Genomic DNA, 15,078 nt, shown 5'->3' with positions numbered 1-15,078 from the left:
TATTTTCGAATATACAATAGTATAACGAGGGAGTAGATGCCTCCCTCATATTCTATTTTTGTTCTTTTAATTTTATTGGAAACAATAAATCAAGTTGATGTTCATCATTTTGTGACCAATTGCGATTATAACGATATAGATAATTAAGAGATTCCTCTAGCATACCTGCCATACATTCTCCACCATCATCAGCGTAATTTGCCTCATATTTAGGATTGTTGACATTAACCCAATTTGATAGCCATTCCCATTCATGAAAGTTTCCAAAAGTAATCATATGTGCTGCATATAGCCCACCGTTAAAATATTTTTTCTTAAGAGGGGCTGGTACTTCCATATCTTCAGGAATTGTGATCCAAAATTCATATCCATAGTCAGGTCTATCATTAGATGGACATGGGTGATTAAATCCAAATACGCGAGCATCTGGTTTAATTTCATATAGATTGCTTGTTTTTATAAAATCTCCTAACTGTTTTTCTGCATTTTCCTCAGGATTTTCACCAATATAATGGCTTGTAGCTACTGTAAATGGTGGTAAATGAACAATCCTAATATTTTTAAGTGTTGATAAACTTTCTGCTGCCTTGTTTAAATCTTCCATTGACTTTTCCTCCCTAAAACTAATTTTTTGTAAGGATAAGGAATCAATTGCATCAAGTATATAATCATCACTTAATATGCCAAGTTTCAATTTAAGGTTGGTCTTCTTCTGTAAAATTTCAATAAGACGATTTAGAATCACTTTGATTGTTGATAATGCAGTTATTTCATTTTCTAAATTAGTTATATTTTGCTTAAATACTTCAATTGCTTGAACAACATCTTCATTATTCAATATATCACCAATTTGTTTTAATGGAATACGCAACTTTCTCAAGATGATAATTTGTTGTAAACGTAAAATTGCCTCCTCATCATAACTACGATATGCATATCCATCTTTTTTAGAACTGGATAAAAGCCCTATTTCTTCATAATATCGAAGTGTTCTTGTAGAAATCTTAAAGGCATTTGAAACTTGACTAATTGTTTTTAATTCCATAATAAATTCCTCCTTACTTAATAAATAAGTATAAGGTACGACACGACGTCAAAGTCAATAGAATTCTCATGAAAATATAAATTTCTCTTATTTCTATATTTTCTACAATTGAGCAGCATCAGTTTTTATCTCTCACTCCTGAAACCTTTTAATATACGGCTCAAAGTATTTACCTATTTTTACGACTTTACCCATAACGATTCTAATTTTTTCTTCATCTAAGAACCAATTATCTTTTCTAATTTCTCTTTTATCTGGAACACATGCAACAAAAAATTCTATCTCCTTTGGAAATACTGATTGGTATGTTAATAATGCACGTCTTGAATGATATGCCTTACAAACCAAGATAACCTTTTTTACTAATAAATTATTTTCTTTTATTACTTTCCATGAAAATTCAGCATTCTCAAAGGTATGTCTTGCTTGATCTTCTTTTAGTATCTTTTCTTCTGGTATATCTAATTTTACTCCTGTTGATTTTAGAAATTCCCATTCTAAGCTATACTCTGGTATTTTAGGATTAAAATGTCCACTCGGCAATACATAGGGTGCTAATCCTTGCTTATATAATTCCGATGCCTTTTCCATTAATTGTTGGTGGCTTCCTCCTGGTACTAAAATTATATCTGCAGTCTTTATTCCTGTTTCTATAAAAACTAGTTCACTTATACAATCAAATGGATAACTCATTTTTATAACCTCCATTTTCTTTAGCTATTGCACCTAACGTTTCTGTGCTCACAACGTATCCCCCGATACGTAAACAATTTGTTATAGGATACAGCACCTTTTTTGAAATGCCTTCAAGTCATCTTATAATTCAAACTCATATCCCTTATATTCAAATTTTCTTTTAAAACCTAGTCTTTTCGCAACTGCATTAGATGGATAATTCACTTCCATACAATCCCAATAAGGTGTAAATCCATTAACAAAACAATTCTCTACAAATGAATATGCGACGTATTGAGCTAAATTTTTTCCTCGATGTAATTTAACAGTTTCAATATCAATTCCATGAATTTCTTTGTAACGAAATCCTGTCATACATATACTGACAATTGAATTATTATGTAGAATACAATATCCGAATCCATTCTCAAAAAAATCGTTTTGGCTTTCCCAGAATTCTTTTATCTTTGATTCTAAAAATCCTAAGTTTTGAAGTTTTTTATCGTTTAATATATCAGGCGATATCTTTTTCACTATATATTGTTGATCAATCTCAGGTTTTTTAACGGATTTAAAATCATGTAAGGTCAAAGAATAAACATACTGATCCCATGAACTTAACTTCCTATCACTAAAAATTTCGTCTTCGAAAGTTAAATACCAATTTGGATTGTCACTTATACATTCAAACCATTCCATACCAAGTGCTTTTGCTTGTGGCTTGATTACTTTATTAATATAATTATTAATTTCCTTGTTAAATGAATCATTTCTTGAATCACCAATAAAAATGAAACCATCTAAATTTCCCTGCCAAATCATAGCCGTTTTTGGTGTCTTAAGATCATCAACAAAAATTCTTCCAGGATTAATGCCTGCTATAATTGCCTTACCTTCAATATTCCTGCTTTGTTTTACAATGTCGTTACATCTATAAAATTGGCTTTTATTTAATTCACAAATCATTTCATCGACCCCTTCCTTTTTATCTTTATATTTCTATAATTAACTTGTATTAATCCCATATAATTTCTATAACGCTGCTGAGGTTCAAGGCAATAGTTAAGCTGTTGGTGCTTGTATCCTTGGCAATTCTACCTTCTGCCAGGCCCTAAGTATAAGAATAATTTTTTAGATAATAGGAGATTATCCAAGTCAAAATACTGTATTAATTCAAACTTCTTCGTCCCTTTCTCTTTTACAATCTCATCAAGATACATCTATATACCTCTGACCAGTGGCTAACATATCTATATATTTACTATTCTAGTTGCTAATTCTTTATTATTTAATTCAACTTCTTTATACTAAGTTCTAGTGCTGTTTAAAAGTTCAGCCATATCATCATAGACGAATCCTATTTCTTCTAGTAGCTGATTCCCAATTTTTATATTCCTCATTAATCTGCTATCCCCACCTATTTTCCTATAAAATTCTACACTAGGATTATCTTTTAATGCCCATATTACAACCTTATTATAGTTTTCATTCATTAAATCCTTTACGGCAAAATCTATTAATTTTTTTCCTATACCTCTTTGCTGATATTCCTTTAGAATATAAATAGCATAAATTTCTCCAGAATTTATTAAATCAAATTTATCTTCTTCTCTGCACTTACCGTAAGTTACTATACCTACTATATTTTCATTATCTATTGCTACACATTTATAAACTTTTCTACCTTCTACTCCAAGCTTACCAAAGTTATTTTTGCTTCTTTCTATTCTATCTTCTCTTTTCTTTTCTCTTTCTAATAAAAAATCTTCATTTATAATGCCTGTATAAGTAGTTCTCCATGTTTTAAAGTTTACATCAACCATACCTTCAACATCTTTAATCTCAGCGTATCTAATTTTTATCATATCTTCCCTCTTTTTCATAAATGTTTTACATTACTGACACGTCTTTCTTCATATATCAAATCATAGTAATAGTAAAGGTATATATACTAATCCACTTGTCTACTATCAACCAACAGTCGCAATATATTAAGCAATATCTCAACATTATCTTATTTTTTTCATATCCCATTATATAAGATTATTCCATTACAACTAACCAAACCAGTTTTCAAAAACAAAACCTGTAAAAGCAAAAAAATTAGTTATTATATGGGCAATTGTTACAACTTTAATCGATTTTGTTTTATAAGCAACCAATCCCCATAGCAATCCCATAAAAAATGAGCCACCGACTAATGAAGCAAATCCACCTTGATATATTATTCCTTTTAAGAAATATAATGCTATATGCCAAACACCAAAAAATATGGTCGGATATATGTATGCTAAAAAAATATTATCAAAAACTTTATTAAAAATTCCACGCCAGAACATTTCTTCAAGAGTTCCATTTATTAATGCATATAATAAAACTATAGCTAAAACCTTAAATCCCGCTATTGGAGCAAATTCTTTAAATACAACAAAATAAGTAGCTATACAAGGTATAAATGCTAATAAATAATATATATTTCTCATTGTTATCTTAATATCTGATTTTTGAGAATAGATTTCTTTTAATCCACTAAATCCATTACAATAATATAAAGAAATTGGAAGGCAAAATACAAACCAATAAATACAAAATCCTGCAATATATCCTATAGTTCTTCCTAATTTATTAGTTAAGAACGGCATTAATAACAACATCGAAGTACAGAGAATTGGAGCGATACAAAGTAAAGTAAATTGCTTTTTATCAATATTATTCATTACAACATCTCCCCTTATGATTGCAAATTAATTCATATAATTCTACTAATGTTTAACTAAATAAATCAAAATTAAATCTATCCAAAGTCCTGCTATGATATTGGTGCATCAGATAAAGTCCATGTATTTACAATACCCTTGCCATACCTCTTTGATATAGTTTTTCTATTAATAAATGGATATATATACATATCCTCATAAGAATACACTGTTGTGGAAAGCTATAGTGCTTTTCTCTGTCATAATACCATGTTCTCTAATATATAGACCCCATATTATATACCTATAGTAATGAATTCTTTCTTATCTCATTTAGTTCATCTACGTTAAATAACCCTAGTTTAAACAAATACAAATATTCTTCGGAAACTCCGCTATCAAATATCAATAAATCATCTGTATTTATTGTAAAAAGTACTCCCTTATCAAATAATTTTCTAGCAGGATATTTTGCCATATCTCTAACTGCTCCTAATATATAATTGCTACTTGGACATATATTTAATCTAATATTTCTTTCTTTTATTAGATCCATTATATATTCATTAGAAACAGCTCCAATTCCATGCTGTATCTCATCTACTTCTAGTATTTCTATTGCTTTTTTCACATTGTTATAGTCATGAAATTCTCCAGCATGAACTTTAAGTTTAAGACCTTTCTTTTTGGCATATTTATAATAACCCTTGAATCTTTCAAAGTCATCTTTAGCTTCATCTCCATATAAATCTACGGATTTAAACACTCCACTCTCTATACAAGGTATTAAAAGCTTATCTAAGTTTTCATCAGATATATTTTTAGGCATCCCTATTTCTGGTCTAAAGTCTATATATTTATTATACTTGTTCCTAATATGAGATATCATTATAAAAAACTCATTCTTTTCAGTAAAACGCATCAGTTCATGACAATCTATACTAGCTTCTAGTACTTTTACTCCATCTTCTATGGCTTCCTTTACGGTTTCTTCTATTAAGAACGCTATATCTTCTTTTTCACTGATATACTTCATAGTTTCATTAAAAATATAATTATCTAATCCTTTAAGTCCTTCTATTTTCTTAGGTGGTCTCTTTACATTACCACCAGCCCATTTGTTAAAAGTCGAAAATCTCATACCTAAGCCACAATGGTTATGTACATCTCCCTTAGATACTTTCCTTATTTTTACTAAGTTTTCTTCTTGTAGCCCTTCCTTAAATAGTTTTTCCTCTGATTTTTCCACAAAATGCCCCCTTTTTGGTAACTCATTTTAAGCATGACAAATCTTTACCTTTTATTCTCCAATACTCTTCAAATAATCATTTAAAACTAATCTATCTATATTAAATAAGTTTTCTGGTAGCTCTTCTATACTAAAGAATTTACATTCCTTACTCTCATAATTATCAGGTCTTATACAACCGTCAAACTCATTACTCATAAATGCCATAGTAATCCAATAAACTTCATCTCCATTAGGATATTTGCAATAAGTATCTTCGCCAGAGTATATTCCTAATAGTTTAAGATTCCTGACCCTTAACCCTGTCTCTTCAAAGACTTCACGGATAGCTGTTTCTTCCACAGTTTCTCCTAATTCCACTGCGCCTCCTGGAACCGCCCATAAATCATTATCCATCCTACGCTGTAACAATATTTCTCCCTTAGAATTTATTATGATAACACCTGCCCCACATAAAATAACTGGTTGCGAACCTATTAGTTTCCTTAGTTCTCTAACATAATCTGCCATAGTGTACCTCACCCTTTTGTTCAATCTATTTTTAATTCCTACTAAATGCTATCCTCATAACACCAATGACCATGCTGTGTTATGTACAGTGACAGCCCTTATACTATCTAATATAAAAATTGTTTTCATATAATTAGCAGAAGTATAATCCTATCTTTTTATTTTCAATCAGTAAAAAATATGAATATTACTTGTTTTTCCTTCAAAAATACCATTTATTCTCTTTATGTTCCATGGATGTATTTGAGAAGGAAGATTTTCTTTCTCAAAAAATTTATCTCTGTTATTTCTCTATTTGGTTTCCAATCATTTTTTCTAAAATCTTAGCTTTAAACAATAAAACAATATCATATTTTGCTGATGCTGAATAAACTGATACTAAATTTTCTGATTCAATAATATATAAATAATCCTTTACTTCACATAAATCTGCAAATATACAATACATCCTCTATCTAAAAATATATCTATACGCTCCTAAATAATCCAATTTAAATAAATACTAATTTTCAATGATAGCAATAGCTCTCACTGGGGAACCATCACCGGATTTAATCTTTAGTGGTAGTCCATAAAACATAAATGTTTTCCCTTTTGGTATTAATTCTAAATTAATTAATCTAGTATAAGTAATAATATCTTTATCTAATAAAGCTCTCTCCAGATCTTCTGTTATATTTCCACCTACAAATCCTGGATTTAAATCAATTATTCTGTTTAACTCTTCTATTCCTATCTCTTCTATAAAAAATAATCCTACTTCTCTCGGCCAATCCTGACATAATTCAACGACTTGTGCCTTACCAAAAAACCTCTCAATAGGTATCTCATCCAATGTTTCTTTACCTTCATGCATATGAGAATATGCATCAACATGGGTTCCTGTATGTGAACCCATATTCAGATGTCTTAACTCCCATGTATCTCTTTCATATGTATGTACTACATCAATCTTTACTTCTGGATCCCCTGGAAAAACATCCATACCTGTATATAATGGCATCGATAAATCAATGACTTTCATAATTAACCTCCTAAGTATTTCCCCTTTACTTCACATTCTTCTACTAATGTTTAACTAAAATAAATCAGAATTAATTCTCCCTAGAGTCCTACCCTGATATTAGGGGTGTCACTTAACGTCCAGCGTCTGCAACGTTCCTGAACTAGACTCGTAAGGAATACCCCTTGGTGGTGTTTGCATCTAGTAAAGGAATGTGGTGAGACACGCTTCATGGCTTTGCTGCCTAACACCCTTGTGCAGAAACATTGTTCTATAAAGTACCACGCCCCACGAAGCAAGAGCTTAAGACGTGGCAGTCTTAATCAAAAAAACTCAGATTTATAAAATCTACTGTTGGTAAAAATAACATCTGAGTCTATATCAATTAAATCATTGAAACTTTTTTCAGGATTATTATTTAAATAAGATTTTACTATTTCATACCCAAAATAATATCCTATACACCATGGAAGCCCTATGGATTTGTCTCCAAACATATATTTTGAATGTTCGGATCTATCAGTACTGTTTAAAACCAAGGTATATTTCTTCCATAATAAATTTTCTTGTTCACTTGTTAAAGTATTTAACCATTTAGGTTCTAATGAATTATATAAGCTCCTTGCGAATGCATCCGCTTGTCCTTTATTTATTAAGTATTCTAATAAATTACCTTTTGCATCTCCTCTTAGGACATACCAATTATGTCCCCATACACTATGATGATATTCATGCGCCATCACATAAGGTATCCACTTCTCATAATCTTTAGCTAATGAATTAATATTGATAATTATATTTCCAAATACACATGATCCAACTACGCCATTTTGACGATCCTTAACTATTAAATTCTCATCATCTAATGGATGAAAAGCTATAACAATAGTATCATCATCTTGTTTTAAGAGTGTATTACTAATCCTTGTAAATTCAGTTTCAAGGTATTCAAAGTTTATCTCTTGAAAAATGTCTAGCTGCTTTTTTAGTTTTTCTACATCCTCTATTGGAGTTGGCTTCATAAATGAACAATCAAAAGGTGCCCATTGAGAAAGTTCCTGCCAGTATGGTTTAATAAGATATTCATTCCATGATTCTTCAAAATTTGTATTACCATTCTCAACTTCTTTAACATAGTTTCTCGCGCTCTCTAATGTATTAATGAGCTTTACTTTCATTATATTCTTCCATGTTATATATTTTTTCTACAAAGACATACTTGCTTAATCCGTGCGGGACGCACTGTCTTTCGCGTGGTATTTCACAGAACGTTTTGCACTCAAGCCGTCCTTTCATCTAGCCAGACTTGGCCTGATGAAAGGATGTAGTTTGGCTTCTTCGAAAGCTTGGCTCTTTTGCAGCCAAAGAGAGCCTGAGTGCCTTGTTATACGTGGTTTTAGCCGCTGTAATTTAAGTAGAACTACTTCTGTTAATCTCAAATATGTTTTATATTACTGCCTTTTAATATATAAAATAAGAAAATTTCACCTAATTACTAAATATACTGTACTTCATGAAGAATATATGGATTACGGGAGAATACAACATATGCAACTCTTCCCTTATAATCTAACATACATTTTACCTTATCTCTTGTAAAATCTTCATTAATTACATCTAATATTTGATCTCTATCAAACCAATTTACTTCAAGACTTTCTTCACTTGTTGTTAATTCGCCTGATATTGCTTTACCAGTAAATCCAAAACTTACAATACTAGCAATAGGGCTTGCATCACGCTGAATTATCTCTCCTATATTAGAATGAACTGCTGTTAAGTTAAGAACCTCTATATCTATTCCTGTTTCTTCTTTTATCTCTCTTTTTAATGCTTCAGTAAGAGTTTCTCCCTTTTCAACTTGTCCACCTGGAATCTCCCATCCTCTATCTGGACTTTTCACCATAAGTACTTTTCCTTCATCATTTTCTATTAATCCCCCTACAGCAACAATATGTACTGGAAAATTCATAATATCTCCCCCTCTAGTTGGTAAATTATAACTCAAATATCTTTCTTGTTTAATTCTATTAACACTAATACTTTATTAGTTATACTAAATATTTTTCGCATTCACAGCTATTAAGTACATACTTTATTAAAAAGTCTGCTTTTGATGAGTTATTAGAATACTTATTAATAACCTTTGCGCAAACATAATGTTATACAAAATTTTGTTCTTTATTCAAATGCACGGCAGAGATTAAGGCTTAACATGTCTATATGTAATAGTATTTAGTAGTATTTAACATATACTAATACTAACTTGTTTATATTAGATTACCATCTTAAATATACAGTCATTTCCCCCGCAAACAATAGTCTCCACAATTTCTGAAAATACCATTTTGTCACAAATCATACTATATGTTTTAATTACATGTCCATTACAACATTCACACCATGTTTTAGATATAGGCTCATAGGTTTCTAACTTTCTAAACATTCCACATACACATTTTTCTAAGCCAAATGATACATAAAGTGTATCCTTATCTTTTCTAACATATCCAGGCGCTAAGAACTTTGAGTATTCTTGTAAAAACTCATCAAAGCTATTAGTTTTTTCTTTTAGTTCTTTTATTTTAGCCACTTGTTCTTTTGATGGATTACAAGTATGCATTTGCCTTATTTTTTTAATAGTGTTTTCATCAAGCAATCTGTCCATTCTATCCATGATTTTTCTTCCTAATTCTGCTTGTTCTTTTGCAGGCATTTTATCTGGAAGTATAGCATATTCTGGAAAAATTTTTATACTCATCTCTTCTCCTAAAACTTCTCTAATACTTCGATGAATTTGATAAAATTTAAAAATTGCCATTCTAATCACCTCATAGTATTTTTTTACAATTACACACACATTTTTATGCTTTGTTTACGCCCGATGGCTGTAGCCTGGGCGCCCTTACGATCCAAATTTTATATAACGGACAGCTTCTATGCGACGCTGCTGAGGCTTAAGGCGATAAGCGAACTGCTGGTGCTTGCACCCAGTGAGCCAGATCCGGGTGGTTTCGCCACTTGCCGAAGTGAGTGTGGTGAGACTAGCCGTTCTTTCTATTACCTAAAATCTAGCAATTTCACTATCTTTGTCTTATGCCTACTTTCTACCGAAGCCTTGCGCAGAAGCAATGTTATGTGGAGTTCTCTGCCCCGTGATTCAGATGACGACACGATGTCGCCATATCTTATAAAGTTAATGTATTCTCGAACCCGAGAGGCTTAAGATGACAACGGTTCCAACTGCGTTAGCATAGTTAGCCTCGCAGGGTTGTTTATCAAATCTATTTCTAAGCTTTGCAAAAAGTTCCTTTCCTGAAAATACACCAAACAATTGTAATGATTTTATCTCAATGTTGATTTCTTCCTTTACTTCTCTTCTAATACATTCTTCAACCGATTCCCCTAATTCCATAAGCACGGCCAGAATGTCCTATAACTTGTCTTAATATTTAACTAATAAGATTTATCTCATTTTATTTATAATGGTTGCACTTGGTCTAGCCAAAATCAATAGTTCATTTCCGATTAATTATCTACAATATATATCTGTATAGTCTCTAGAAGTCATATAATAGTGAAGTGAGTCTTCCTTATTATTTTCAATTTTTTTCATCCCTATTTTTTCAAGTATTTTTTGTGACCCAATATTCTCTTTAGCACATCCTCCATCAATCCTGTATACTTCCATTTTCATAAAACCATACTCCAATACTTTTTTTGCACATTCTGTTGCATACCCTAGCCTTCTAAAGTCTTTATCAATTAAGTAAAAAATATGGATTATATTTTCATTATTCCTTCCATCCAGACCACACCATCCAATTATTCTATTAATGTTATTTTCAAATATGGCAAAACACACATGAACTATTTTATGTAACTGATTTTGCTTGTGATTTTCATTCATCCAATTTATTGCTTTTGTTGCTTCTTCTAATGAAATATCTCTTTTTTCAAAATTCCACATCCTTGCAACCTCATTTAAATCATCATGTGTTACAGTTCTAAGTGTTAGATTTTTAAGTTTTAATTCCATCAAATAATCCCCCTACACAATTAGTTATCCATTTATAATGCATATTTTTCTTTTATTTAAATCAAAGCATCCAACCATCCAAGATTGATAATCTTCATTAGTCTTACCTGTATGATTTATATGATCATCTATTGAGTTTGAAACAATTATTTTGAAATCAAATCTATTAGATACAGAAATTTTGAAATTATTGCATAATTCTATATAAAAACCATCAATGTTTTCAACTATACAATGTCTAAACTCTGAATCATTACTATGATATATAATAGTGAAATATTTAGTTGAACAAATAATGTTCTTCACCTTCTCTTTATTTCTTATACGGATAGCACGTATTATTAATAAATGAACTCATAAAACTCATCAATTATATAATTACTAATATAATTAATATAAAATCCTTACTTCTACTAGCTTTGCTGTTCTACATAATTAATAATTTCTTTTAGCGATTTAATTGTCCATTCGTCTTCTTTATTTCCACTTCTGTCTAAATAAAATGATGTGAAACCCAAATTTCTTGCTCCATCAGCCTCAATATCATAATCATCAACATAGATACTTTCTGAAGCTGTCACTTTAAGAGAATTTAATGCTGTATTATATATTAGTGGTTCCGGTTTCATAGCCCCTGCCAAATCGCTACATGTATAGCTATCTATATATTTCCCAAGCCCCAAATTCTCCAGAGTAATTTGTAGGGACGGTGAAGTATCACTTATTATTCCTATCTTATAGCCTTTATTCTTAAAATACTCCATCACTTCTATAACTTCATCATACAAACTTCTCTCATTATTACACCAAAGCTCAGAAAGTAACAATTCTGCCTTCTCTTCTATTGAATCAGTTATCCCTTCTCCTTTTAATAATTCTTCATAATACCTTTTCCAGAAAACTTTTTCTTCATCTATACTTTTTAATCCTTGTTTTGGATAACAGGCAACCTCAAACAATCTCATCACTTTATCATAATCTAATTCAAACTTCTTTTTTGACCACTCTCCAACAATCTCTTTATACCATTTCATTTTTTCCTTATTACCATATGTCAACGTTCCATCTCTATCAAAAAAAATTGCTTTATATTTCATCAATACACACCCTCTCATTTATAATGTACTTATTTTTATTCATCTTCTTTCTATCAGTAGACGTTATAAGCAGCATCTAGTTTCCTAAATGCTTATTAGACTCACCAACACCTTTGTCTCTAAACCACCTCATCATGAACATTTCATTTATCATAAAATCACTGTCATAAACTAAATAAGGTAGAATTGCTACTAAGACAAATTCTGCAGGAAATTCATCAATAGTGCTTATCTCATATTAAAAAACATAAGCGATAGGGTGTTATATAAATTGCTCTAAGTTTAATCCTTTAAGATATGGAAGTCCCTCTTCTATCCTGTTTTTCATTTCCTCTAGAAATTCCTTCAATCTATTATCAGTATCATTAATATTTAAATGCTTCAATATATATAAATAAGAATATATATGTCTATAGTCTAGAAAAAACTCTATTTCCTTTAGCCAACTATAATCTATGCTATTTTCTAGCTTATATCCTATCATAAAATTTTTCATAAATTTATTAGCAAAATCTAATCTATATTCCTCTTGATTTAATGGAATTCTCTGAATGGCATGATATAAAGAAATTGAAATATCATAACTAAACCAATTATATTCACAGTCTCCAAAATCAAATAATATAACTTCTCCATTATTAAAGTATATGTTTTTATGATGTAAGTCATTATGTATAATCCCATAGCTATCTTTAGAAATTGGTAAAGATTTTATTTTTTCTACATACTTATTCCATTTATCTAGAACTAAATCTGTTATTAAACTAGGTGGATCTGTTAAAATATCATTGTCTATCCACTTTTTAATACTACCGTTACACGATGGTTTATAGTTCTTAGCCAAGTTATGCATTTTTCCCATTGCTTGTCCCCAATTTTTGATTAAATTTTCTTTCCAACCCTCTTCATCAATAAAACGTCCTTCTACTTTTTCAAATATAACATAATAATATGAATAAGCATTTTCACTAATTTCTTTAATAAAATTATCCTGAATTGAAAAAACTGGTTTAGCTACATTCATTCCGTTTTCTGATAGATAATTAATCCAGTCCAATTCTCCTTTAATTAAAGACTTATTAGTTTGAGACATTAAGAAAAATTTAATTACAAAACTTTTATCATTAACTTTAACTTCATAAACACTATCATTAAACCCACCTAGTAATTTTAAACTTGAATAGTCACCATTTAACTTGTTAACTACTTTTTTAATACAACTTTATCAATCATAAGCTATACCCCCTCCTTTATTCTTTGTACTAGTGAACAAGAAACCAATCCTATTTTCATCTTTACTAACCTCACTTTATATGAATTTTCTTTACTTCTACATCATTTCCTGGGTCAGCATAGGCATCAACTTTTCCAATACTATAATACACATGGAAACTAATTATAAAGATTTTTTATAAAATATTTTTATAATTGAATTACCATTACTTCTTCATCCCACATTATTTCACCTGTTTTTTTAAATCCTAGACTTTCATATAATTTCTCTGCAACTATATTCTTAGGTTCAATGCTTGTATAAAATTTAATTTTACCGTATTTTTCTCTTATTAAATCTAATAATTTCAATACAGCCATTTTCCCATAACCTTTACCTTGTAATTTTTGATCAATCATCAATCTACTCATTTCTATTCTTTTTGTATCGGGATCCAAACCATACATTAAAAAGCCAACCATTACTTCTCCATCATAAATACATAATGGATAAAGTTCCTCCTCAAATTTAGACTGTAATATGGAATACCAATTTGAAGCAACATAATCCTTTTGCTCTTCCGATACTCTTAAATCAACACACTCTTCCCAGTTTTCTTTATCTACTATTTTAAAAATTAGTTTCATTTATTCTCACTCTCAATAATCTACTCTATGAATTTAATATACATTTTTTCTTTATTTCTTTTTTAATTTTTCTACGACACTGTTAAAACGCTCTTAAGATACGTATAACGTCTTAGTATTTGCGACGTTCCTGCAAAGAAATATCCATTTTGGGTAAAGAAATGTGGTACATATCACTTAAATATTGTGCCCTTATTTATCTTTACGCAAATACATTGTTACAAAAAATAATGATATTTTTACTCTTATAATCCTTAGCATAATATAAAAATGTTTCTTAATTTTGTTTCAGTCTACACAAAGCTAATATTCATAATCTTACGATATACTGACAGGTTTTTCTTTGCCCCATTTTATACAGCTGATGACGTATTGGCACATCAATAATATCGATTAGTTCAGCACCACAGTATTCGCAGGTCTTTCTGGATGCCATATTTTCCGGTGAACATGTAATAATAACTTCATCCATCTTGTGCTTCTTTGCTAACAGAAATAACAACTTACAGGCTTTTGAGGCGTAATGATTGCCTCTGAAAGATTTATAAATTTCATATCCTATATTTCCACCATATTTTGTGTTATCATTATGACCAATGCGTAAATCGCACTGACCTACTTCAGTATCATCAGCACATCTAACAATTTTGAAATAATATGCAGGAACATATCCTTTCTCGATGTTTTCATCAGCAGTTTTATATAGACGCAAATAGATTTCTTGATTCTGTAGATCTGTTGTATCGAAAAACAATTTTACACCTCCGCAAAATATAAATTATCTTTACTACATATTTTTCTACAAATACGTCATAAATAGCTTCTAGAATATATTATCAAACTAACAACACTTCTTTTTTATCAAACAAGACCCAAAAAGAAACCCCAATATCATTATTTCCTA

Annotated in this window: 19 protein-coding genes; all 19 read right to left on the bottom strand. The window is 30.2% G+C overall.

The genetic code is table 11. The features are described 5' to 3' along the window. Positions 1-52: 52 nt before the first annotated feature. Positions 53-1,045 (bottom strand): MerR family transcriptional regulator, encoded by a 993-nt coding sequence (locus KQI42_RS14140; protein WP_216520861.1) that lies wholly within the window; start codon positions 1,043-1,045, stop codon positions 53-55. A 132-nt stretch (positions 1,046-1,177) separates the two neighbouring features. After that, positions 1,178-1,738 (bottom strand): YdcF family protein, encoded by a 561-nt coding sequence (locus tag KQI42_RS14135; protein WP_216520860.1) that lies wholly within the window; start codon positions 1,736-1,738, stop codon positions 1,178-1,180. 123 nt (positions 1,739-1,861) lie between these two features. Then, positions 1,862-2,686, bottom strand: a complete 825-nt coding sequence (locus tag KQI42_RS14130) for a GNAT family N-acetyltransferase (protein ID WP_216520859.1) — start codon at positions 2,684-2,686, stop codon at positions 1,862-1,864. Positions 2,687-3,027: 341 nt separating this feature from the next. Then, a complete protein-coding gene (locus KQI42_RS14125; RefSeq protein ID WP_216520858.1) occupies positions 3,028-3,585 on the bottom strand; it encodes a GNAT family N-acetyltransferase in 558 nt (185 codons plus the stop codon). A 192-nt stretch (positions 3,586-3,777) separates the two neighbouring features. Next, positions 3,778-4,437: a CPBP family intramembrane glutamic endopeptidase gene (locus tag KQI42_RS14120; RefSeq protein ID WP_216520857.1), complete on the bottom strand. Its 660-nt coding sequence runs from the start codon at positions 4,435-4,437 to the stop codon at positions 3,778-3,780. A 283-nt stretch (positions 4,438-4,720) separates the two neighbouring features. Continuing rightward, on the bottom strand, positions 4,721-5,665 hold the full coding sequence (locus KQI42_RS14115) for an amidohydrolase family protein (RefSeq protein ID WP_216520856.1): 945 nt from the start codon (positions 5,663-5,665) through the stop codon (positions 4,721-4,723). A 51-nt stretch (positions 5,666-5,716) separates the two neighbouring features. Then, entirely contained in the window at positions 5,717-6,175 is a 459-nt protein-coding gene (locus tag KQI42_RS14110; RefSeq protein WP_216520855.1) for an NUDIX hydrolase, read from the bottom strand. Between the two features lie 283 nt (positions 6,176-6,458). Further along, complete coding sequence (locus KQI42_RS14105; protein ID WP_216520854.1) at positions 6,459-6,623, bottom strand: hypothetical protein; 165 nt, start codon at positions 6,621-6,623, stop codon at positions 6,459-6,461. Positions 6,624-6,677: 54 nt separating this feature from the next. Next, positions 6,678-7,199, bottom strand: a complete 522-nt coding sequence (locus KQI42_RS14100; RefSeq protein ID WP_216520853.1) for a cyclase family protein — start codon at positions 7,197-7,199, stop codon at positions 6,678-6,680. 302 nt (positions 7,200-7,501) lie between these two features. Then, on the bottom strand, positions 7,502-8,356 hold the full coding sequence (locus KQI42_RS14095; protein WP_216520852.1) for a DUF2268 domain-containing putative Zn-dependent protease: 855 nt from the start codon (positions 8,354-8,356) through the stop codon (positions 7,502-7,504). 317 nt (positions 8,357-8,673) lie between these two features. Next, positions 8,674-9,150: an NUDIX hydrolase gene (locus KQI42_RS14090; protein ID WP_216520851.1), complete on the bottom strand. Its 477-nt coding sequence runs from the start codon at positions 9,148-9,150 to the stop codon at positions 8,674-8,676. Positions 9,151-9,453: 303 nt separating this feature from the next. Further along, entirely contained in the window at positions 9,454-9,999 is a 546-nt protein-coding gene (locus tag KQI42_RS14085; protein WP_216520850.1) for a DUF6144 family protein, read from the bottom strand. Positions 10,000-10,374: 375 nt separating this feature from the next. Further along, positions 10,375-10,593, bottom strand: coding sequence for an NUDIX domain-containing protein (locus KQI42_RS14080; RefSeq protein WP_216520849.1), 219 nt, complete (start codon positions 10,591-10,593; stop codon positions 10,375-10,377). Between the two features lie 117 nt (positions 10,594-10,710). After that, on the bottom strand, positions 10,711-11,217 hold the full coding sequence (locus KQI42_RS14075) for a GNAT family N-acetyltransferase (RefSeq protein WP_216520848.1): 507 nt from the start codon (positions 11,215-11,217) through the stop codon (positions 10,711-10,713). A gap of 24 nt (positions 11,218-11,241) precedes the next feature. Further along, entirely contained in the window at positions 11,242-11,523 is a 282-nt protein-coding gene (locus KQI42_RS14070) for a hypothetical protein (protein ID WP_216520847.1), read from the bottom strand. 107 nt (positions 11,524-11,630) lie between these two features. Further along, positions 11,631-12,314, bottom strand: a complete 684-nt coding sequence (locus tag KQI42_RS14065; RefSeq protein WP_216520846.1) for an HAD family hydrolase — start codon at positions 12,312-12,314, stop codon at positions 11,631-11,633. Between the two features lie 262 nt (positions 12,315-12,576). Next, positions 12,577-13,530 (bottom strand): phosphotransferase enzyme family protein, encoded by a 954-nt coding sequence (locus KQI42_RS14060; protein WP_216520926.1) that lies wholly within the window; start codon positions 13,528-13,530, stop codon positions 12,577-12,579. 206 nt (positions 13,531-13,736) lie between these two features. Further along, positions 13,737-14,174, bottom strand: a complete 438-nt coding sequence (locus tag KQI42_RS14055; RefSeq protein ID WP_216520845.1) for a GNAT family N-acetyltransferase — start codon at positions 14,172-14,174, stop codon at positions 13,737-13,739. A gap of 310 nt (positions 14,175-14,484) precedes the next feature. Next, positions 14,485-14,928: a GNAT family N-acetyltransferase gene (locus tag KQI42_RS14050; RefSeq protein ID WP_216520844.1), complete on the bottom strand. Its 444-nt coding sequence runs from the start codon at positions 14,926-14,928 to the stop codon at positions 14,485-14,487. Positions 14,929-15,078: the final 150 nt, after the last annotated feature.

Origin of the sequence: Tissierella simiarum (genome assembly GCF_018917865.1) — a bacterium.
In the GTDB taxonomy this organism is placed as follows: domain Bacteria; phylum Bacillota; class Clostridia; order Tissierellales; family Tissierellaceae; genus Tissierella_C; species Tissierella_C simiarum.
The sequence above is the reverse complement of the archived record's forward strand: the minus strand, read 5'-3'. Positions and strand labels throughout refer to the sequence as shown.

Excerpts from the sequence above, each read along its gene's own strand:
- KQI42_RS14120 (WP_216520857.1), bottom strand. The coding sequence starts at position 4,437 with ATGAATAATATTGATAAAAAGCAATTTACTTTACTTTGTATCGCTCCA.
- KQI42_RS14075 (WP_216520848.1), bottom strand. The coding sequence starts at position 11,217 with ATGGAATTAAAACTTAAAAATCTAACACTTAGAACTGTAACACATGAT.
- KQI42_RS14105 (WP_216520854.1), bottom strand. The coding sequence starts at position 6,623 with ATGTATTGTATATTTGCAGATTTATGTGAAGTAAAGGATTATTTATAT.
- KQI42_RS14140 (WP_216520861.1), bottom strand. The coding sequence starts at position 1,045 with ATGGAATTAAAAACAATTAGTCAAGTTTCAAATGCCTTTAAGATTTCT.
- KQI42_RS14095 (WP_216520852.1), bottom strand. The coding sequence starts at position 8,356 with ATGAAAGTAAAGCTCATTAATACATTAGAGAGCGCGAGAAACTATGTT.
- KQI42_RS14100 (WP_216520853.1), bottom strand. The coding sequence starts at position 7,199 with ATGAAAGTCATTGATTTATCGATGCCATTATATACAGGTATGGATGTT.
- KQI42_RS14130 (WP_216520859.1), bottom strand. The coding sequence starts at position 2,686 with ATGATTTGTGAATTAAATAAAAGCCAATTTTATAGATGTAACGACATT.
- KQI42_RS14080 (WP_216520849.1), bottom strand. The coding sequence starts at position 10,593 with ATGGAATTAGGGGAATCGGTTGAAGAATGTATTAGAAGAGAAGTAAAG.
- KQI42_RS14125 (WP_216520858.1), bottom strand. The coding sequence starts at position 3,585 with ATGATAAAAATTAGATACGCTGAGATTAAAGATGTTGAAGGTATGGTT.
- KQI42_RS14135 (WP_216520860.1), bottom strand. The coding sequence starts at position 1,738 with ATGAGTTATCCATTTGATTGTATAAGTGAACTAGTTTTTATAGAAACA.
- KQI42_RS14055 (WP_216520845.1), bottom strand. The coding sequence starts at position 14,174 with ATGAAACTAATTTTTAAAATAGTAGATAAAGAAAACTGGGAAGAGTGT.
- KQI42_RS14090 (WP_216520851.1), bottom strand. The coding sequence starts at position 9,150 with ATGAATTTTCCAGTACATATTGTTGCTGTAGGGGGATTAATAGAAAAT.
- KQI42_RS14085 (WP_216520850.1), bottom strand. The coding sequence starts at position 9,999 with ATGGCAATTTTTAAATTTTATCAAATTCATCGAAGTATTAGAGAAGTT.
- KQI42_RS14065 (WP_216520846.1), bottom strand. The coding sequence starts at position 12,314 with ATGAAATATAAAGCAATTTTTTTTGATAGAGATGGAACGTTGACATAT.
- KQI42_RS14110 (WP_216520855.1), bottom strand. The coding sequence starts at position 6,175 with ATGGCAGATTATGTTAGAGAACTAAGGAAACTAATAGGTTCGCAACCA.